The organism is Nonomuraea glycinis, assembly GCF_014646515.1.
GTDB classification, from domain to species: Bacteria; Actinomycetota; Actinomycetes; order Streptosporangiales; family Streptosporangiaceae; genus Nonomuraea; species Nonomuraea glycinis.
Genome location: NZ_BMNK01000008.1, coordinates 294,943 through 315,667 on the forward strand (window position 1 = coordinate 294,943; position 20,725 = coordinate 315,667).

Sequence of the window (20,725 nt, forward strand, 5' to 3'; positions counted from 1 at the left end):
CCGCAGGCCCCCCGTGCGGAAGATCCGCGCGGGGGGCCTGGCGTCCACGTCGGCGCGGCCAGGCCGGGCCGGGACCGTAGGAGAGGCCGACGGACCTCAAAGCGGGAGAGCCACTCAAGAGGGGCCTACCGCAGGGGCGGGAGGTCCGGAGGGGTGGCCGCGGGACGTTCCTCCAGGGCGGCGAGGGCGAGTTCGATGGCCTTGTCCAACTGCGGGTCGCGGCCGGCGACCCGGTCGTGCGGCGCCATGACCACCTCGACGTCCGGGTCGACGCCGTGGTTCTCCACGCCCCAGCCGTGGCCTTCCAGCCAGAAGGAGTAGCGGGGCTGGGTGACGACGGTGCCGTCCACCAGGGAGTAGCGCGAGTCGATGCCGATCACGCCGCCCCAGGTGCGCACGCCGACGAGGGGGCCGATGGCGCGGTTCTTGATGCCGGCGCTGACGATGTCGCCGTCGGAGCCGGCGAACTCGTCGGTGACGGTGACGATGGCGCCGCGCGGCGAGTCCCCGGGGTAGCGCATGGGCTCGTAGCCGCGCACCCGGGTCCAGCCGGTGACCCGCCGCGACAGCTTCTCCAGCACGAGCTCGGAGATGTGCCCGCCGCTGTTCTCGCGTACGTCCACGACGAGCCCTTCGAAGGCCATCTCGGTACGCAGGTCACGGTGGAACTGCGCCCAGCCGGAGGCCACCATGTCGGGCACGTGCAGGTAGCCGAGCCTGCCTCCGGACTCCTGCCTGACGTGGGCGCGGCGGCCTTCGACCCAGTCGTGGTAGCGCAGCCGGGTCTCGTCGGCGATCGGGGTGACCACGACCTTGCGCGGGTCGCCGCCCGTCGCCGGCCGTACGGTCAGCTCGACGGGCTGGTCGGCGGTGCCCGCCAGGAGAGGCAGGGGGCCGTGGGTGGCGTCGACGGGACGCCCGTTCACGGCGGTGAGGGCGTCGCCCTCGCGTACGGCGACGCCGGGGGCGAGCAGCGGCGAGCGGGCGCCGTGGTCGGACGACTCGCCCGGCAGGATGCGTTCGACGCGCCACACGCCGTCGGGGTCGCGGGTGAGGTCGGCGCCGAGCAGGCCCTGGCGGCGGCGCGGGTCGAGGTGCCCGCCGCCGGCGATGGCGTAGGCGTGCGAGGTGCCGAGCTCGCCCTGCACCTCCCAGAGCAGGTCGATCAGCTCGGAGTGGGTGCCGAGGCGCTCGACGAGGGGCGCGTAGCGGTCGAGCGCGCCCTGCCAGTCGACGCCGTTCATGTCCTCGCGCCAGAAGTGGTCGCGCATGAGCCGTCCGGCTTCGTGGTAGCCCTGCCGCCACTCGGCGACGGGGTCGAGCTGGACGGCGACCCGGTCGAGGTCGATGCCGACCACGTCGTCGCCTTCGGTGGCGGGGCGGGTCTGCAGGCCGTTCTTGCCGTTGACGACGAGCCGGGTGCCGTCGCCGCTGACCTCGAAGGCCTTGAACTCCTTGCCGAGCTCGGACTTGGCGCGCTTCTTGAGGTCGTAGCGCTCCAGGACGGTCTCGCGGGTGGTCTCGCTGCCGTCGCCGAGCCGGCCGGTGAGGGGGTGGCGCAGCCAGATCAGCGCGTCCTTGGCGGTGCGCAGGTTGCCGTAGTTGGCGGCGGGCACCGGGACCGGCACCACCCGGGACGGCAGCCCTTCGGGGTCGACCTCGGTGCGCGGCGGGGCGTCGTCCTTCTGCTTGTCGTCCGCCGGCGGCTGGTCGTCCTCGCCGTTGAAGCCGCGCCCCTGCAGGCTCGGGTCGAACGGGGAGGGCGTGGTGGCGCGCAGGGGCACCAGGTACGGCCGGCAGCCGGTGGGGAACGACAGGTCGAACACGTGCGCGTCGTAGACCGGGTCGAACGTCCGGACCGACAGGAACGCCAGGTGCTTGCCGTCCTTGGTGAAGACGGGACCGTAGTCGGAGAAGCGCAGCGGGGTCACCTCGATCGACGAGGTGCCGTCGACGCGCCCGATCTTGATCTGGGACAGGGGTTCCTGGTGCGGGTGCACCCAGGCCAGCCAGGCGGAATCGGGCGAGAACGTCAGCCCGCTGATGTCGCCGTGCGCGGTGCGGTCGAGCTGCCGGAGCTGCCCGCTCTCCAGGTCGACGGCGAGCAGCCGCCCGTCGTGGGTGGCGACGGCGGCGTGTTTGCCGTCCGGTGAGGCGGCCAGGTCGAGGACGCGGCCGAGCTCGCCGGCGGCCAGGGTGCGGATCTCGCCGCCGGGGGTGCCGATCTCCAGGCCGTCCTCGCCACTGGCGTCGGACACCCACAGGGCGCGGCCGTCGGCGTCGAGGGCGCGCGGCAGCCGTACCCTGACGCCGGGCTGGACGCGCAGCGCGCCGGCGGGGCCGTCGCGGTGGGTGAGCCAGTGAGCGGTGCCGCGGATCTCCACGGCGCTGGCCCGCCCGGTGGCGTCGGGTGAGAAGGAGCCGACGCGGGCGGGCGCGGGCTTCCTGGCGCGGGCGGGGCGGGGGCCGCTCAGCTTGACGTCCAGCGGGTACGGCTCGGCGTCCAGGCTCTCCAGCAGCCACAGGTCGCCGGCGTGGCCGTAGATGACGCGCTCGCCGTCGGTGCTGGCGTGGCGGGCGTAGAACTCGTCGTGGGTGCTGTGGCGGCGCAGGTCGGAGCCGTCGGGCAGGCACGAGTAGAGGTTGCCGGTGCCGTCGGTGTCGGCGAGGAAGGCGATTCTGTCGCCCACCCACATGGCGGCCCAGTGCTGGGCGGCGTTGTCGGCGAACAGGCGGGTGAACTCGCCGGAGCCGTCGGCGTCGACCCAGATCTTGCCGGCCGTGCCACCCCGGTAGCGCTTCCAGCTCGACGGCTCGCGGAACATCGGCGACACGGTGACCACGCGGTCGCCGCTGGTGGACAGGTCGCTCACCCATCCGTACGGCAGGCGGGTCGCGGGGCCACCGTCGAGCGGGATCTCGTGCGCCCAGGTTCTGATGCGACTGCTCTGGCCGGTGGCGCTGACCGCGCGCACCCGCCCGTCGGCGCTCCAGCCGCGCACCTGCGTGGTCTGGGTGCCCCAGTACGTCAGCCGCTCGCCCTGCGAGCCGTCGAGCTCGGCGGCGAACACCTCGGAGGCGCCTTCGCGGCTGCTCGTCCAGGCGAGGTGGCTGCCGTCGGGGGAGAATCTCGGGTTCGACACGGGGGTCCGGTCGGCGGTGAACCTCCAGGCCCGGCCGCCTGTCACGGGGGCGAGCCAGACGTCGTCGTCGGCCACGAAGGCGACCAGGTCACCATATAGATGGGGGTATCTCAGGTAAGCGCCAGTTGTCACAGCTGAACCCTAATAGCAGGTCTCGTTATGGGCTCATCAAATTCTTGCTCTCCGGGCCGTGAGCCGGGGCGGCGACGCCCTGAAGTCTCCGTCAAGACCACCACCAGCGCGGATATGACGAAATGTCGTGGGAAGGGGCATGATGTCCTGTTTTTGTAGGCATGTGAGGCATTCATGAGAGTCATGACACGAGCCCACCAGATCCCGCTCCGGGTGGCGGCCGGGGCCTTCTGCCTGAACTCCGGCCTGGGCAAGCACGAAGCCGAGGAGCCGGTCGCCGCCGGCGTGCACGGCATGGCCGCCGGCACCTACCCCTTCCTGGCCGGGCACGACCCGCAGCGGTTCACCCGGCTGCTGGCGAAGGCCGAGATCGCGCTCGGCGCCGCCCTGCTGATCCCGGTGGTGCCGTCACTGGTGGCCGGGGCCGCGCTCACCGCGTTCGCGGGCGGGCTGGTCGGCCTGTATCTCCGGACTCCGGGCATGCGCGAGGAGGGCAGCCTCCGGCCCACCCAGGCGGGCATCGGCCTGGCCAAGGACGTGTGGCTGCTGGGCATCGGGCTCAGCCTGGTGCTGGAGGAGATCGGCGACCGCGGCCCCCGCCCGGCACTGATCTACGACTGCCCATAGCTAACCAGGGCGAAGTCGGGTAGCTCGGACACCATGCCAGAATTCGGCTACACCCTGATGTGCGAACAGACCTCCGCCCGCCGGCTGGTGGACTTCGCCGCCATGGCGGAGCGAGCCGGCTTCGACTACGCGGTCATCTCCGACCACTACTTCCCGTGGCTGGAGGAGATGGGCCACTCGCCGTACGCCTGGTCGGTGCTCGGCGCCGTCGCGCAGGCCACCGAACGCCTGCCCCTGATGACCTACGTGACCTGCCCGCTCATGCGCTACCACCCGGTCGTGGTGGCGCAGAAGGCCGCCACCATGGGCGAGCTCACCCAGGGCCGTTTCGCCCTCGGCCTCGGCGCGGGCGAGAACCTGAACGAGCACGTGATCGGCGAGGGCTGGCCCTCCGTCGACACCAGGCACCGCATGCTCGACGAGGCGGTACGGATCATCCGCGAGCTGTTCGGCGGCGGCTACGTCACCTTCCAGGGCGAGTTCTACGACGTGGACTCGGCCAAGCTGTACGACCTGCCCGACTCGCCGGTCCCGATCGGCATAGCCGCCTCCGGCGGCGCCTCGGCGCGGCTCGCCGCCGAGTACGGGGACATCCTGGTCATCAACGAGCCGATGCCGGAGGTGGTGGAGCGCTTCAGGGCGGCCGGCGGCGCGGGCAAGCCGGTGTACGGCCAGCTCGCCCTGTCCTACGACACCGACGCCGAAGCCGCCAAGGAACGCGCCCACCGCCTGTGGCGCTGGGCGGCGGTGGGCGGCTGGAAGGTCATGGCCGAGCTGCCCGGCCCGGTCAACTTCGAGGCCGCCGCCGGCACCGTACGACCGGATGACGTCGCGCGGAGCGTGCCGTGCGGCGACGACGTGGACGCGGTCGTCGAGGCGGCCAGAAAGTACGTCGAGGCCGGCTTCACCCACCTCGCGCTCGTGCAGATCGGCGCCGACCAGCAGGAGCCGTTCTTCTCCTGGGCCCAGGAGAAACTGCTGCCCGCACTGCGCCGCCTGTGAGGGCGGCGCAGCACCTCGCCGCGGAGACCAGCGGCGGCTCGCCGCAGAGCTCCGCGGCGGCCCGCCGCGGAGACCAGCAGCCGCCTGACGCGGAGGTCAGCAGCGGCCCGACGCGGAGACCAGCGATCGCCTGACGCGGAGGTCAGGGGACGATGTTGACCAGCTTCGGGGCGCGCACGATCACCTTGCGGGGCTCGCCCGACAGGTGGCCCTGGACCTTCTCCGAGGCCAGGGCCAGCGCCCGCAGCTCCTCCTCGGAGACGTCGGGCGAGACCTCCAGCCGGTCGCGCACCTTGCCCGCCACCTGCACGACGCAGGTGACCGACTCCCGCACCAGCAGCGCCGGGTCGGCGACCGGCCAGCCCGCCCTGGCCACGGTGCCGCCGGTGTGACCCAGCCGCTCCCAGCCCTCCTCGGCGGTGTACGGGGCCACCAGCGACAGCATGACCGCCAGCGTCTCCGCGGCCTCACGCACCGCCGGGTCGGCCGCGCCGGGGCCGGAGTCGATCGCCTTGCGGGCGGCCGACGTCAGCTCCATCAGGCGGGCCACCGCGACGTTGAAGCGGTAGGAGTCCAGCAGCTTGGTGACCTCGTCGATGGTGTGGTGGGTGGCCTTGCGCAGCGCCAGGTCACCACCGTCGTAGGAGACTCCGGGCGGGCTGGCCACCTCGTCCATGACGCGGAAGGCGCGGGCCAGGAACTTCTGCGACGCGCCCGGTGACAGGTCGGCCCAGTCGATGTCGTCCTCGGGCGGCCCGGCGAAGATCATGGTCAGGCGTACGGCGTCGACGCCGAAGTCGTCGATCTGCTGGCCCAGGTCGACGCCGTTGCCCAGGGACTTCGACATGGCCTTGCCGCCGTTGATCACCTGCCCCTGGTTCAGCATGCGCCGGAACGGCTCGGTGAAGCTCACCATGCCCATGTCGTGCAGGACCTTGGTGAAGAAGCGCGAATACAGCAGGTGCAGCACCGCATGCTCGATGCCGCCGACATACTGGTCGATCGGCCCCCACTTGTTCACCTGCTCGGGATCGAACGGCCCCTCGGTGTAGCCCGGCGAGCAGTAACGCAGGAAGTACCAGGAGGAGTCGACGAAGGTGTCCATCGTGTCGGTGTCGCGCTTGGCGGGACCGGAGCACTTGGGGCACTCGACGTTCACCCAGTCCGTGGCGCTGGCCAGCGGGGAGACGCCCTTGGGCGCCAGCGCCTCGCCGCGCATGTCGGGCAGCGTGACCGGCAGTTGCTCGTCGGGGACGGGCACCTCGCCGCAGTCGGGGCAGTGGATGATCGGGATCGGCGTGCCCCAGAACCGCTGCCGGGACAGCAGCCAGTCGCGCAGCCGGAAGTTGACCGTGCCCTGTCCCCTGCCGTCGACCTCCAGAATGTCGATGATCTTGGCGATGGCCTCGGTCTTGGTCAGGCCGTCCAGCGGGCCGGAGTTGACCAGCTTGCCCTCGCCGGGGGTGGCGACGCCGGTCTCGCCCGGGTCGGCCAGGCCGGTGTGCACGACGACCTTCACCGGCAGCTCGAACTTCATGGCGAAGTCCAGGTCGCGCTGGTCGTGCGCGGGCACGGCCATGATGGCGCCGTGGCCGTAGTCGGACAGCACGTAGTCGGCGGCCCAGACCGGGATGCGCTCGCCGTTGACCGGGTTGATCGCGTAGCGGCCCAGGAAGACGCCGGTCTTGTCCTTGTCGGTGGACATCCGCTCGATGTCGCTCAGCTTGGCGACCTCGGCGCGGTATACCTCGAAGGCAGGCCGCTGCTCGTCGGTGACGATCTCCTCGGCCAGCGCGGCGTCCGCCGCGACGACGAAGAACGTGGCGCCGAACAGGGTGTCGGGGCGGGTGGTGTAAACCTGGACCGGCTCGTCTCGACCCTCGACCTGGAACAGCACGTCAGCGCCCTCGGAGCGGCCGATCCAGTTGCGCTGCATGGTCAGCAGCCGCTCGGGCCAGCTGTCCAGCTGGTCCATGTCGTCCAGCAGCCGCTGCGCGTAGTCAGTGATCTTGAAATACCACTGCGTCAGCTCGCGCCTGATCACGTCGGCGCCGCAGCGCTCGCACTTGCCGGCCACGACCTGCTCGTTGGCCAGCACCGTCTGGTCGTTGGGGCACCAGTTGACCAGGCCGCCCTTGCGGTAGGCCAGGCCGCGCTCGAAGAACCGGTTGAACAGCCACTGGTTCCACCGGTAGTAGTCGGGGTCGCTGGTGTGCAGGCGGCGCGACCAGTCGAAGGAGACGCCGTAGCGCTTGAAGGAGGTGGCCTGCGTCTCGATGTTGGCGTAGGTCCACTCAGCGGGGTGCGCGTTGCGCTTGATCGCGGCGTTCTCCGCGGGCAGGCCGAAGGAGTCCCAGCCGATCGGGTGCAGGACGTTGTAGCCCTGCTGGAACCAGTAGCGCGAGACCACGTCGGCGATCGCGAACACCTCGCCGTGGCCCATGTGGAGGTCGCCCGAGGGATAAGGGAACATGTCGCACACATAGCGCCGCTCCCGGGTGTCGGCGGCGTCCTCGCTCGCCCGGAACGGATCCAGCTCCTCCCATCGCTGCTGCCACTTGGCCTGCAGCGCTTGCGGGTCGTACTCACTCACGGCGGTCGTCCTTCTGATTGACTCGGACCCATAAGAAAACCCCTCGTGTGCAACGAGGGGTAGCCGCGACGGCGAGATGCTCAGAGCCGTCGCGGCCCGGTAAGAAGCAGGGTCGCGGAACGCATAGGTCAAGCCTAGCGCACGTCTTCTACAGAATGCAGACGCTCGATCGAGGTACGGGGGCACAATGGACCCTTCAGGTCTGGTGAGATCTGATGGTGATCTATCCGTTGTGACCTCTTATGTCCCTTTAGAATACTGTCGTCACCGTGGTGTATCCAGCTGAGCCCAGACGCTCGGAGGCCGACCTGCCCATGCAGGATCCGCCGACCGATCCACACGGCTTCGCCCGTTTCCCTGCGGGACCGGCAGGATCTCCTAGAAGATCCCATGAGATCATGCATGACACTTCAAATCCGGACATAGCCTCGGGAGGGCCGGCAGCAATGGCAACGGAGAATTCCGGAGCACCCCACCTGCCACCGTCCTGGCCCGACGCGCCGCGACAGGATGCCCCTTCGTGGCCGGATCCCCCGCGGAGCGACGTCCCGACGTCCTGGCCCTCCTCCTCCGACGGGGGCCGGCCGCAGCCGGGCCCGTCGTGGCCGGAGCCGGCCCCCGGCGAGGCGCGGCCGCACTGGCCCGAGCCCGCCCGCGACGAGGTGCCCACCGGCTGGCCGCAGAGCGCGCCGCCGGCCCAGCCCGCCTGGCCGGAGAGCGCCCCGCCCGCGCAGGGCGGCCAAGGCAGCTGGCCTGAGACCGGTCCGCCCGCGCAAGGCGGCCAAGGCGGCTGGCCCGAGACCGGCCCCGGCGCGCCGGCGCCCGCCCACAACGGCGGAGCGCACGCGTCGTCGCCCTGGCCGGAGCCGTCCGTGCAGCCCCCCGTCCCGGCCTGGGCCGAGCCTCCCGCCAGGCCGCCCGCCGCCTGGGCCAACCTCTCTTCCCCGGCCCCCTGGCCGCAGCAGGACGCCGCGCACGCGAACGCCGCCTACGACCGCGCCCCCGCGCCGCCGCCCGGCCAGCCCGTGCCCGGCGCCATGCCCCCGCACGACCGGGCCGGGCCGTACGACCAGGGCGGGCCGTACGACCAGGGTCCGCCGCAGGGCGGGCGGGCCGACACCTACAACGCGACGCACGACCAGACCCCGCTGGACGACCGAGGGACAGCGGTGTACGGACAGGGAGCTTCTCCGTTGGACCCCGCGCCGCGCCACCAGGCCCCCAACCCGCTCGACGACCGCGCGATGCCGCACGGCGGTGGCCACAGTGGCGGCCCCGGTGGTGGTCACGGCGGTGGTCAGGGTGGTCAGGGCGGTGGTCACGCTGGTGGTCAGGGCGGCCGTCCCGCCGATGACCGGACCATGACGTACGCCCAACAGAACGGGCAGAACGGGCAGACCGGCGGCCGGGTGGACGAGCGGCCGGGCCCGGACGGCGGCCAGCCCGGGGACCAGCAGCCGGGACCGGGCAGGCCGGGTCACAACCTGAGCCGCGACCCCTCCGACCCGGACCGGCCGTTCGTGACGGCGGGGCAGATCAGCGGCTCGCGCACCCCGCCGCCCGAGCGCCAGCAGGAGCTCTGGAACACCGTCTTCGGCGACAACTACCAGGCGATGGGCGAGGGCGAGTCGCTGGACGACGACCCGGGCAAGCCCATCTGGATCTACGCGCTGGCCGGTTCGGTGGCCATCGCGCTCGTCGGCGCGCTGCTGTGGGCGTTCCTCGCGGGCCCGCTGGCGGGCGAGGATCCCCCGAAGACGAACGTGGCGGAGGTCAAGGCCACGCCCTCCGCCACTGCGACGAAGAAGCCGGTGAACGCGATCGGTCCGCTGCCGAAGTACCGGGGCACGGCCGCCCCGGTGATCGGCACGGTGCCGAACGCCCAGGCCGGGATCACCGTCCCGCGCCTCGGCGGCACCTGGCGGCTCGACCAGCGGACCACGGTCAAGGGCACCTACGGCTTCGACACCCGCCAGTACGCGCTGATCGACGCGGACACCGCCGGCCAGATCCTCACCGGCCCGCTGCCCACCCGGCTGACGTCCTTCTACAGCACACCGGACGACCTGGAGCCGGTGATCAAGGCGGTCGTGGTGGACGCGCGCAAGCGCTTCTTCCCGGCGGGCAACAAGGTCCGCAAGATCGCTCAGCAGTCGATCAAGGTGGGCGACGCCACGGGCAGGCTGATGGCCTACTCACTGACCTCCCCCACCGAGAAGGCCACCATCGTCACGGCCGCGATCAACACCGGCGGTCAGGTGCCGGCGATCGTCTACATGTCGATCCCGTCGGAGGGCAAGGCCCTGCTGCCCGACGTCAACACCGTGGTGAAGCGGCTCGCGCTCAGCCAGGGCTGAGCCGCCGGGTCAGAACGTGCACTCCATGTGCTTGATGCCGTTGATGAAGCTGGAGTGCAGCCGGTCGGGCTTGCCGCCCTCGATCTGCGGCACGCGGCTCAGCAGCTCGCGGAACATCACGGTGATCTCGCGGCGGGCCAGGTGGGCGCCCAGGCAGAAGTGCGGTCCCGGGCCGCCGAACCCGACGTGCGGGTTCGGCTGGCGGGTGATGTCGAACCGGCCCGGGTCGGCGAACACCTCGGCGTCCCGGTTGGCGGCCCAGTAGTACAGCAGGACCTTCTCGCCCTCGCGGTAGAGGTGGCCGTTCATCTCGTGGTCGCGGGTGACCTTGCGGCGCATGAAGTTGACCGGGGAGGCGAGCCGGACGATCTCCTCCACCGCCGTGGGGGTGTGCCGGTCGAAGTCGCTCAGCCACAGCGCGCGCTGGTCTGGGTTGCGGGTGAGCAGGCGCAGTCCGTACGAGATGGCGTTGCGGGTGGTCTCGTTGCCCGCGACGACGAGCAGGATGAAGAACGAGCCCAGCTCCTTCATGGTCAGCCGCTCGCCGTCGATGTTGGCGTTGACCAGCGAGGACGTCAGGTCGTCGGTGGGCTCGTCGGCGCGCCGGACGGCGAGGTCCTGGACGAGCTGCTGGAGCTCCATGCCGGCGGTGAGCAGCCGCTCGGCGATCTTGTCGATGTCGGGGCCGGTGAACTCGGGGTCGAAGCCGCCGAGGATCACGTTGGAGCGGTCGAAGACGAAGCCGTAGTCGCGCTCCGGGATGCCCATCATGTCGCAGATGATCTTCAGGGGCAGGCGGGCGGCGACCTCGGTGACGAAGTCGCAGCCGGGGCCCTTGGCCAGCAGGTCGTCGACGATCTTCGTGGCGGCGCTCTCCACGTCGGCCTCGAACTGCTTGATCATCTTGGGCGTGAAAGCGCGCGAGACGATCCGGCGCAGGCGCGCGTGCCGCGGGTCGTCCATGTTGATCATCGAGCCGAAGTACTCGGCGAACTCCGCGGGCATGTCCGGGATGTTCGTCGCGCCGCCCTGGCCGGAGCTGAAGACGTCGGGAGCGCGGCTGGCTTCGAGGATGTCGGCGTGCTTGACCAGGGCGTAGTAGCCGGGGCCCTTGGGCGCGAAGGAGATCTCCGGCTCCGCGAAGAAGGCCGGCGTCCGGAGGCCGCGCAGCAGCTCGAACGCCTGCTCGCGCTCGGCCATGGGCCTGGTCCAAAAGAGGCTGTCCGACAGGTCGAAGTCAACGACGCTCATGAGGCCATCCTTGGAGTCGTGGGCACGTACGTCAATGCTTTTGCACGTACACCGTACGTACTCGGTGGAAAACCTGCACGGGAGGTCCCGCGCCGGGTGATCCAGCAGGCCCGGCGCGGGCGTTTCGGTGATCCGGCTCAGCGCGGGGCGATCAGGTCGGCCGCCTTTTCGCCGATCATGATGGCCGGGGCGTGGGTGTGGCCGCGGTTCAGGGTCGGCATGATCGACGCGTCCGCCACCCTGAGCCCGTCGACGCCGCGCACCTTCAGGGCGGGGTCCACGACGGACTCCTCGTCCGCGCCCATCCGGCAGGTGCCGACCGGGTGGTAGAGGGTCTCGCCGCGCTCGCGGACCCACTGCGCGAGCTCGTCGTCGCTCTCGGGCGCGGTGTAAGGCGCCATCGGCCCGTCCGCGTACGGCTGCATCGCGGTGGTGGTGAAGACCTGCTGGGCCACCTTCAGCCCGGCGACCAGCCGCCTGACGTCCGCCTCCTCGGCCAGGTAGCCGGGGTCGATCAGCACCTCACGGCCGTTCAGCCCGACTCTGCCGCGGCTCTCCGGCTGCAGCAGGATGACGCCGACGGTCAGGCCGTGCCCGGTGGGCGGGGTGAGGCCGTGGTCGATGAAGGGGCCGGGGGCGAAGATCAGCTCGATGTCCGGCGCCGGCTCCTCGGGCGAGGTCCGCAGGAAGGCGACGGCCTCGCCCACGTTCGTGGTCAGCATGCCGGAGCGCAGCACGAGGTAGCGCAGCAGGTTGCCGAGCGACTCGGCCCCGGTCAGCGTCACCGGCTGCTTGCAGGAGATGAACACCCCGGACGAGAGATGGTCCTGAAGGTTCTTGCCGACCTGCGGCGAGTCGCGCACGAGGGCGACGCCCGCGTCGCGCAGTTCCTCGGCCGCGCCCACTCCCGAGCGCAGCAGCAGGTACGGGGAGCCAATCGTGCCCGCCGACAGGATCACCTCCCGCCTGGCCCGCAGCAGGGAGCCGCCGCTGTGCTCGACGCCGATGGCGCGGGTGCCGTCGAAGACCACGCGGTCCACGTCCGTGCCGGTGAGCACCGTCAGGTTGGGGCGTTTGCGCGCCGGGCGCAGGTAGCCGTCGGCGGCGCTCCAGCGGCGCCCGCGCTCCTGGGTGACGGGAGTGGGGCCGTACCCCTCGTTGGAGCGGCCATTGAGCTCGGCCAGCCGCTCTAACCCGAGCTCCTCGCACGCCTTCAGGAAGGCGGCGGTGGCGACGTTGGGACTGCGCAGCTCGGAGATGAACAGCGGGCCCGCCGAGCCGTACACCCCGCCGTGATTGCTGCCGACGCGCCGCTCGGCCTTGGTGAAGTAGGGCAGGACCTCGTCGTAGGACCAGCCGGGGACCTCCCACTGGTCGTAGTCCCGCTGGCAGCCGCGCAGCCACATCTGGGCGTTGATCGAGGAGGAGCCGCCGAGGACCCGGCCGCGGGGCCAGTAGAGCTCGCGGTCGGCCATCTCACTCTGCTTGGCGGTGGTGAAGTCCCAGTCGTAGTCGGTCTTGAAGAGCTTGGCGAAGCCCGCGGGCATGCGGATCTCCAGCTTGTCGTCCTTCGCCCCGGCCTCGACCAGGGCCACCGACACCTCGGGATCCGCCGAGAGCCTGTTGGCCAGCACGCATCCGGCCGACCCGGCCCCCACGATCACGTAGTCGTACTCCATGGCCCCTCCCAGGGTGAGCAACCTGGTACTTACTTACTCCACGTGGTGGACCACGTCCATACGTAGTTGTGACCTCCGTCACCTACCGGCCGGTATGTCTTGCTGCGAGGATGTCGCGCGAAGGCCAAACATGGGAGGAAGGCACACATGCTGAACCTGTCGAGCGTCCTGGAAGACAGTGCGAGGAACAACCCGGACGGCACCGCCATCGTCTTCGGTGACATGCGGCTGCCGTACTCCATGATCGAGACTGTCGCCTGCCAGGTCGCGAACCTGCTGGTGTCGCGCGGCATCGGCAAGGGCGACAAGGTCGCGCTCGCCTGTCCCAACCTGCCCTACTTCCCGTTCGTCTACTTCGGCATCCTCAAGGCCGGGGCGACCGTGGTGCCGCTGAACGTGCTGCTGCACGCCAGGGAGATCGCCTATCACCTGGACGACAGCGACGCCAAGGCGCTGTTCTGCTTCGAGGGGACCGCCGAGCTGCCGCTGGGCGAGCGGGGCAAGGCCGGCTTCGAGAGCGCCGAGGGGTGCGAGCAGTTCTTCGTGCTGCCCGCCACGCCGCTGGCGACCGAGTCGGAGTACGGCGAGTCGTTCTGGGCCGCGCTGGGCGGGATGTCCGGCGAGTTCTCGACCGTGCAGACCTCGGCCGACGACACCGCCGTGATCCTCTACACCTCCGGCACCACCGGCCGCCCCAAGGGCGCCGAGCTCAGCCACCAGAACATGCTGATGAACGTCATGGTCAGCGACAAGATGTTCCCACGCACGGAGGGCGGCGACGCCTACCTCGCGGTCCTGCCGCTGTTCCACAGCTTCGGCCAGACGGTCTGCATGAACACCGGTTTCATGCGCGGCGCGACCGTCGTGCTGATGCCGCGCTTCGACCCGGGCGAGGCGCTGGCCGCCATGAGCCGCGAGAAGGTCACGTTCTTCGCCGGCGTCCCGACCATGTACTGGGCGATGCTCACCAAGATCCACACCGAGAACGTGGAGGTGCCGACCTCGCTCAAGGTGGCCTCGGCCGGCGGCTCCGCCTCGCCCGTCGAGGTGCTCAAGGACTTCGAGCAGACCTTCGGCCTGAGCATCCTCGAGGGCTACGGCCTGTCGGAGACCGCCCCCATCGCCAGCTTCAACCAGCTCGGCCGGCCCACCAAGCCCGGCACGATCGGCACGCCCATCTGGGGCGTGGAGATGAAACTGATCGACGCCGACTGGAAGACGGTCGAGGGCGAGGGCCCAGGCGAGATCGCCATCCGCGGCCACAACGTCATGAAGGGCTACTACGGCCGGCCCGAGGCGACCGCCGAGGTGATGCGCGACGGCTGGTTCCGCACCGGCGACATCGCCACCCGGGACGCCGACGGCTACTACTCGATCATCGACCGGGCCAAGGACATGATCATCCGCAATGGCTTCAACGTCTATCCGCGGGAGGTGGAGGAGCTCCTGGTCACGCACGAGGGCGTCTCGCTCGCCGCCGTCGTGGGCGTCCCGCACGACGCCCACGGCGAGGAGATCAAGGCGTACGTCATCCGCACCCCCGGGTCGTCGGTGACCGACGAGGAGCTCATCGCCTGGACCCGGGACAACATGGCGGCCTACAAATACCCCCGCATCGTCGAGTTCCGCGACGAGCTGCCCATGACCGCCACCGGCAAGATCCTCAAGCGCGAACTCCGCTGATCGCCCGGCAGCCCTCTCCCCGTGCGGGAGAGGGCTTTCCCCCTGCGGGCGAAACGTGCGCGGGCCCCGGAGCGATCAGAACGTGGACGGGTCACTCGACCGCGGAGGCGATCATGAACACTGGCACGCTGGCCGTACCCGGCGCCGAGCTCTACTACGAGGTTCGGGGGTCGGGACCGGTCCTGCTGCTGATCAACGGCGGTGAGGGCGACGCGGCGATGTACGCGCCGCTGGCCCACCAGCTCGCCGACGGCTACACCGTCATCACCTACGACCCCCGGGGCAACTCCCGCAGCCGCCTGACCGGCCCGCTCGGCGAGCAGCGCGTCGAGGAGCACGCCCGCGACGCCCACCTGCTGCTGCGGGCGCTGAACCGCGAGCCCGCCTACCTCTTCGGCACCAGCTACGGCGGCATGGTCGGCATGGAGGTCCTGGCCGCCCACCCCGAGCAGGTCAGAGGGCTGGTCTCACACGAGCCGCTGCTCATCGAGCTGCTGCCCGACGCGGTCCGCCGGCACGCGGCCTTCCAGGAGGTGTACGACATCTTCCGGCGCGACGGCGCCCGGCCGGCCCTGCGGCGGCTGAACGCCGAACTGGGCGACGTGGGCCTGCCGCCCGAGCTCACCGCCGACCTGCCCGCCCCGATCGCCGAGATGCTGGCCCGGGTGGCCGGCAACCTCGCCTTCTGCCTGGAGTACGAGCTGCGCTCGTTCGTGCGGTACGTGCCGGACCTGGACGCGCTGCGCGACGGGCCGTTCACCGTGGCGAACGGCGTCGAGACGCACGCGACCGTCGGCTACGCCACGTCGGTGCTCCTCGCCGAGCGGCTCGGCGAGGAGATCGCCGACTTCCCCGGCGGGCACGTGGGTTTCCTCACGCACCCGGCCGAGTTCGCCAAGACGTTGCACGAGGTGCTGAATCGCTGATCAGGGCCAGTCGAGCGACGGACGCAGCGGCAGGCCCGCGCGGCCGTCCTCGTCCAGCTTGACGCCGAGGACCTGGTGCAGCTGGACCTTGTTGCGTTCGAAGCCGACGATGCAGCCCGCCATGTACAGGGCCCAGACGCGGGCCGTGCCCATGCCGACCTCCTCGACGGCCTCGTCCCAGTGGGCCTCCAGGTTGTCGCACCAGAACTTCAGCGTCCTGGCGTAGTGCTCCCGGAGGTTCTCCTGGTGGCGGATCTCGAAGCCGCGGTCCTCCATCTCCCTGACCAGCACGCCGACCGACTCCAGCTCACCGTCGGGGAAGACGTAGCGGTTGATGAAGCCGCCCTTGTTGAACGTCTTCTCCTTGCCGGTGGGCCGGGTGATGCAGTGGTTGAGGATGCGGCCGCCCGGCTTGAGCTTGCCGTACAGGAAGCTGAAGTAGGAGGTCAGGTTGGCCCTGCCGATGTGCTCGGTCAGGCCGATGGAACTCACCGCGTCGAAGTCCGACTCGGTGACGTCCCGGTAGTCCATGAACCGGACTTCGGCCAGATCCTGCAGCCCCGCCTCGGCGATGGCCTTCTGCGCCCACTCGGCCTGCTGCCTGCTGAGGGTCACCCCGAGGGCCTTGACGCCGTAGTGCTTGGCCGCGTGGATGACCATGCCGCCCCAGCCGCAGCCGACGTCGAGCAGCCGCATGCCCGGCTTGAGGCCGAGCTTGCGCGCCACCAGGTCGAACTTGGCGAACTGCGCCTCCTCCAGCGAGGAGGACTCCTCGGGGAAGACCGCGCAGGTGTAGGCCATGGACGGGCCGAGCACCCAGTTGTAGAAGCGGTTGGACACGTCGTAGTGGTGGTGGATCGCCTCGGCGTCACGCTGCTTGGCGTGCCGCGAGCCGAGCTTGGCCAGCGTGCTCTGCCGGATCTCCTGGGGCGGCGACGGCACCCGCATCAGCAGCGGCTTCATCCCCAGCGAGCGAACCGCGGCGAGTTTCTCCGCCGCGGTCAGGTCGATGGTGGTGATCTTCCACATGCGATCGAGCAACGTGTACAGATCACCGCGCACGTCCAGGTGCCCGGACACGAAGGCCCTGGACAGCCCCAGTTCCCCGGGCGCCTGTGCCAGGTAGGCCACCGCGATCGGGGATTTCACCTCCAGAGCGACGTCAGAGCCGTCCGGTCCTGCTTTGCTGCCGTCGTAGGCAGTGAACGCGATGTTGGCGTCAGAGCCGACGATTTTCTCGAAGAGAGACGCGAGAGCCATCTCATCACCTTCCCCGTACACACTTGTCGTACAGATCCAGCAGGCGACCGTCCGGGTCGTATTCCCGCTTGACCGGCCAGTAGCCGTCGCCGTTGTAGAGCTGCCAGAACTGGTCGCGGCCGTAGTAGGACGTCGAATAGAGAGACTTGTGCCCGTCAAGCTCGTGCACAGAGGTCTCGATGAGCCGGTTGTAGTAGCCGTCGAACTGTCCCCGAGGCAACGGGACCAGGCCCCAGAAGCCGAAGTTGACGTACAACTTGCCCGGTTCGAGCGGATAGAGCGGCCAGTCGCCGGTCGCCCGCAGGGGGCACATCCACACCGGCGTCATGCCGACCTTGTCGTGGAAGAACTCCAGGAATCGGGCGCCCTGTTCGACAGGGACCTCCACGTCCTGGATGACCGACTCCTGCACCGGCTGATGACGCCACCTGTCGATCCGCGCGATGACGCCGTAGCGGCGGTCGAGGGCGACGAGCTTGCGGTAGACGTCGGAGCGCATCCAGCGGCGCGGCATGAGAGAGCGGACCACCGGCTGCTGCACGCCGAAGGCGCGCGAGCACCAGAACCAGTCGGTGTCCCAGCGCCACAGGTAGTCGCGGATGGTCAGCCAGTCGCGGTTGCGCTGCTTGATCGACTGGTAGTAGATGCGCATGCCGGTGTAGTCGGAGGTGTACGGCGCGCGGTCGGCGAAGCGGCCGACCGTGACGTACATCTCCTGCGGGTCGAAGTAGACCCCGTCCACGAAGTCGACCGGCTCGCCGTCGTACGTCCGGCTCTCGCAGATCTCCTGCATGGCCAGCATGCACTTGTCGGCGTCGGTGAAGCGGATGTGGGTGAGCCGGACGTAGGGCTCGACCTTGCGCAGCTTGATCCTGATGCGCAGGGCGTAGCCGAGCGTGCCATAGCTGTTGGGGAAGGCGCGGAAGAGCTCCTGATGCTCGTTGTCCGCCCGCGCCACGATGATCCGGCCGTCCCCGGTGAGGATCTCCAGCTCCTCGACCGACTCGTGCGGCAGGCCGTCCCTGAAACTGGTGGACTCGATGCCCAGACCCGTCACGGCTCCCCCGAGGGTGATGGTCTTGAGCTGCGGGACCACGTAGGGCATGAGCCCGTGCGGCAGTGTGGCGTCCACCAGGTGCTCGTAGGTGGTCATGCCCTGGACTTCGGCCGTCAGCGTGTCGGGGTCGACGCTGATGACCTCGTCCAGGTCCCTGGCCGACAGCTTGGCGGTCTTGCCCGAATCGCGGAACCTGAAGAGGTTGGACGTGGCCTTGGCCAGGCGCGGCGCGGCGTCACCGGGAATGTCCGCGTAGGACTGCCGGATGTGCTCTACTGCCCGTTGGTGTGTCGACATCGTCGTCATCACACAAGCACCCCCTTGAGCCGGTAGAGATCGTCGTGAAGACGGTATCTCCCTGACTGGGCCCAGAACAGACCGGGGTCGTTAAAGACACGAAAACTCTCGATCGTGCCCCCTGGCACCACTACAAAACAGACGAATCCGCGAATTTCCTTCGGATTATCGGCGAGACGCCGTTCACCACGTGCGCCACCTCGCGCCCGTCCAGCGCGGCGACGAGGTTGTCCACGGTGACCGCGATCAGGCGGCCGGTGGACTCGGGCGTCACCCCGGCCGCGTGCGGCGACAGCAGCACGCCGGGCAGCGCGCGCAGCGGATCGTCCTTGGGCAGCGGCTCGGTCTCGAAGACGTCGAGCGCGGCGCCCGCCAGGTGGCCCGCCCGCAGCGCGGCCACCAGCGCACCCTGGTCGACGACCTCGCCCCTGGCCGCGTTGACCAGGATCGCGCCCTGCTTGAGCCGGGCCGGGTCGATCAGGCCGCGGGTCTCCGGCGTCAGGGCGATCACCGCGACCACCACGTCGCTGGTGGCCAGCAGCGTCTCCAGGTCGGTGTGGCCGGGGTCCTCCCGGGGCGTGCGCGTCCAATAGGACACCTCGCAGCCCAGCGCCCGGAACAGGGCGGCGCACGCCACCCCGATCGGGCCGTAGCCGACGATCCCGACGCGCCGTCCGTGCAGCTCACGTGGCCGCAGCCCCTGCTGCGGCCAGTCACCCGCGCGAACGGCGGCGTCCGCCTCGCCCAGTTTGCGGGACAGCGACAGCGCGGCGGCCAGGCACCATTCGGAGACCGCGATGGCGCTGACGCCCGCGGTGTTGGCCACCGGGACGCCCGCCGCGGTCAGGGCGGGCAGGTCGTGGCCGTCCACGCCGACCGAGGGCTGCTGCACGAACGCCAGCCAGGGCGCCGCCGCGACCGCCTCGCCGTCCAGGGCCAGCGTTCCCGTCCAGTCGCCGAGCACGATCTCCGCCTCGGGCAGCGCGGCCAGCATCGACGCCCGGTCGCGGGCGGCCGGCACCCGGACCTCGACCCGATCGCCGAGCGGTTCGAGGAGCGTGCGGATCAGAGCCTCGTCCAGAGGCGGGAGCGCCAGCAGGTGCCACGGTTTCATGCGCCTACCGTAAAACTCCCGATCACCCGGCGCATCAGGTTGGCGTTACGCCGCCACTGAGGCTCGGCGACCGTCCAGGACAGGATGTAGGCCGTGTCGCCGATCGCCACGGCGCGCCGCACCTCGCGGTAGCGGATCCCCTGCGCGGCCCAGGCCGTGCCGCCGCCCGCCCCGGGGGTCCAGGTGAACTCCCACTCCACCGCCCTGGCCCCCTGGTGCCTGACCGTCCGGCGGCCGATGCTGCGCACGTCCCCGGCGTCGCGCCTGAGCGACTCCTCGGCGTCGCGCAGGAGCTGGTGCGGGTCGAGGTTGGCGTAGACGGCCTCGACGCCCAGGTGGCCGTTCCCGTCGCGCCGGGTCCACTCGGTGTACGCCTCGGCGCGCGCGCCCCGCCAGCCGGTGGGCCGGGCGATCGACCAGCCGTCGTTCGAGGTGTAGGCCCGTACCGGCGCCCGCACCACGGTCGGCGTGCTCGTCGGGGTGGGGGTGGACGTGGGGGTGGCGCTCTCCGTGGGCGTGGGCGTCTGGCTGGGCACCGGGGTGGTGGCGGCCACATGCTGCGTCAGCCGCGGTGTGCCCTCGGCGGGCGCGGCCATCCTGAAGTAGGTGACCGTGCCGGCCGCCACGACCAGCACCGCCGCCGTGGCCGCGGCGATCAGGCCGCGGCTGGCCCTGCGCTGCCCGGTCTGGCTCGTCTCCGGGACGAGCTGGTCGGCGTGCGCGGGCCGGGCCGCGGTGATCGCGGCCAGCAGCTCGTCGGCCTGCTGCGCGGTCAGCCGCTCCTCGGGCTCCTTGCTCAGCAGCCCCTTGAGCACCGGGTGCATGATCGGCGGGATCCGGCGGTAGTCCGGCTCCTCGTTGAGCAGTGCGTTGAGAGTCGCCATGGGGTCGCCCCGCTCGAACGGCGAGCGGCCGAGCAGCGTGGCGTAGAGGGTGGCGCCCAGCGACCACAGGTCGGAGGCCGGGCCCGCCTCGGCGGCGCGCACCCGCTCGGGGGCCAGGAAGCTCGGCGAGCCCGTCACCATGCCCGTGCTGGTGAGCGAGGAGTCGCCTTCGGCGGTGGCGATGCCGAAGTCGGTGAGCACGGCCCGGCCCTCGGCGGTCAGCAGGATGTTGCTCGGCTTCACGTCACGGTGCAGGATGCCGAGCTCATGGGCCGCGACCAGCGCCGACAGCACCTGCCGGCCCACGTCGGCCGCCTGCCGTACCGGAAGGGCGCCCGAGGTGGCGACGACCTCCTCGACGGAGGGGGCGTGCACCAACTCCATGATGATCCAGGGACGGCCGTCCTCCTCGACCACGTCGTAGATCGCCACGACGGCGGGATGGTTGAGCTTGGCCGCCGTCCGCGCCTCGCGCGCGGTCCGCACGAGCTGCCGCTCCTGCTCCGTCCGTGACTGCCCCTCGGGCAGCACCACCTCTTTGATCGCACACTGCCGATTGAGCAACGTGTCCTGGCCTTCCCAGACCACACCCATCGCCCCACGGCCAAGTTCGCGTAGTAATTCGTAGCGCTTGGCGATCAACCGGCTGCTATCCGAAACCATGTCCTACCCCTATAGACCACCCACAATAGTGGGCAAGTTTCCCATACCCGTGGCTTG

13 protein-coding genes are annotated in these 20,725 nt (G+C 70.5%); 5 read left to right on the plus strand and 8 right to left on the minus strand.

Annotated elements, in window-relative coordinates:
* Positions 1 to 125: 125 nt before the first annotated feature.
* Positions 126 to 3,275 (minus strand): S41 family peptidase, encoded by a 3,150-nt coding sequence (locus tag IEY87_RS23965; RefSeq protein WP_189140991.1) that lies wholly within the window; start codon positions 3,273 to 3,275, stop codon positions 126 to 128.
* 174 nt (positions 3,276 to 3,449) lie between these two features.
* Here IEY87_RS23965 and IEY87_RS23970 point away from each other — a divergent pair, with 174 nt between their 5' ends.
* On the plus strand, positions 3,450 to 3,902 hold the full coding sequence (locus IEY87_RS23970) for a hypothetical protein (protein WP_189140992.1): 453 nt from the start codon (positions 3,450 to 3,452) through the stop codon (positions 3,900 to 3,902).
* A gap of 33 nt (positions 3,903 to 3,935) precedes the next feature.
* A complete protein-coding gene (locus IEY87_RS23975; RefSeq protein ID WP_189140993.1) occupies positions 3,936 to 4,904 on the plus strand; it encodes a TIGR03557 family F420-dependent LLM class oxidoreductase in 969 nt (322 codons plus the stop codon).
* A gap of 142 nt (positions 4,905 to 5,046) precedes the next feature.
* On the opposite strand, the gene leuS is transcribed toward IEY87_RS23975, so the two are convergent.
* Positions 5,047 to 7,497: a leucine--tRNA ligase gene (leuS, locus tag IEY87_RS23980; RefSeq protein WP_189140994.1), complete on the minus strand. Its 2,451-nt coding sequence runs from the start codon at positions 7,495 to 7,497 to the stop codon at positions 5,047 to 5,049.
* 446 nt (positions 7,498 to 7,943) lie between these two features.
* On the opposite strand from leuS, the gene IEY87_RS23985 reads away from it, so the two are divergent.
* Positions 7,944 to 9,854 carry a hypothetical protein gene (locus IEY87_RS23985; protein ID WP_189140995.1) on the plus strand — a complete coding sequence of 637 codons (1,911 nt, stop codon included), beginning with the start codon at positions 7,944 to 7,946 and terminating at the stop codon, positions 9,852 to 9,854.
* 9 nt (positions 9,855 to 9,863) lie between these two features.
* Here IEY87_RS23985 and IEY87_RS23990 read toward each other — a convergent pair whose 3' ends face one another.
* Entirely contained in the window at positions 9,864 to 11,105 is a 1,242-nt protein-coding gene (locus IEY87_RS23990; RefSeq protein WP_189140996.1) for a cytochrome P450, read from the minus strand.
* Positions 11,106 to 11,242: 137 nt separating this feature from the next.
* Entirely contained in the window at positions 11,243 to 12,784 is a 1,542-nt protein-coding gene (locus IEY87_RS23995) for a GMC family oxidoreductase (RefSeq protein WP_189140997.1), read from the minus strand.
* 147 nt (positions 12,785 to 12,931) lie between these two features.
* Here IEY87_RS23995 and IEY87_RS24000 point away from each other — a divergent pair, with 147 nt between their 5' ends.
* Together IEY87_RS24000 and IEY87_RS24005 are read left to right on the plus strand one after the other, a co-directional pair.
* Positions 12,932 to 14,467, plus strand: coding sequence for a long-chain-fatty-acid--CoA ligase (locus IEY87_RS24000; RefSeq protein WP_189140998.1), 1,536 nt, complete (start codon positions 12,932 to 12,934; stop codon positions 14,465 to 14,467).
* A gap of 113 nt (positions 14,468 to 14,580) precedes the next feature.
* Positions 14,581 to 15,393, plus strand: coding sequence for an alpha/beta fold hydrolase (locus IEY87_RS24005; RefSeq protein WP_189140999.1), 813 nt, complete (start codon positions 14,581 to 14,583; stop codon positions 15,391 to 15,393).
* Here IEY87_RS24005 and IEY87_RS24010 read toward each other — a convergent pair whose 3' ends face one another.
* The 4 genes from IEY87_RS24010 to IEY87_RS24025 form a co-directional block, all read right to left on the minus strand.
* Entirely contained in the window at positions 15,394 to 16,653 is a 1,260-nt protein-coding gene (locus IEY87_RS24010) for an SAM-dependent methyltransferase (protein WP_189141000.1), read from the minus strand.
* 4 nt (positions 16,654 to 16,657) lie between these two features.
* A complete protein-coding gene (locus tag IEY87_RS24015) occupies positions 16,658 to 18,016 on the minus strand; it encodes an FAD-binding oxidoreductase (RefSeq protein ID WP_189141001.1) in 1,359 nt (452 codons plus the stop codon).
* 121 nt (positions 18,017 to 18,137) lie between these two features.
* Positions 18,138 to 19,121, minus strand: a complete 984-nt coding sequence (locus IEY87_RS24020) for an NAD(P)-dependent oxidoreductase (protein WP_189141002.1) — start codon at positions 19,119 to 19,121, stop codon at positions 18,138 to 18,140.
* Positions 19,118 to 20,668 (minus strand): serine/threonine-protein kinase, encoded by a 1,551-nt coding sequence (locus tag IEY87_RS24025; RefSeq protein ID WP_189141003.1) that lies wholly within the window; start codon positions 20,666 to 20,668, stop codon positions 19,118 to 19,120. The genes IEY87_RS24020 and IEY87_RS24025 overlap by 4 nt, the downstream gene beginning before the upstream one ends.
* Between the last annotated feature and the right edge of the window lie 57 nt (positions 20,669 to 20,725).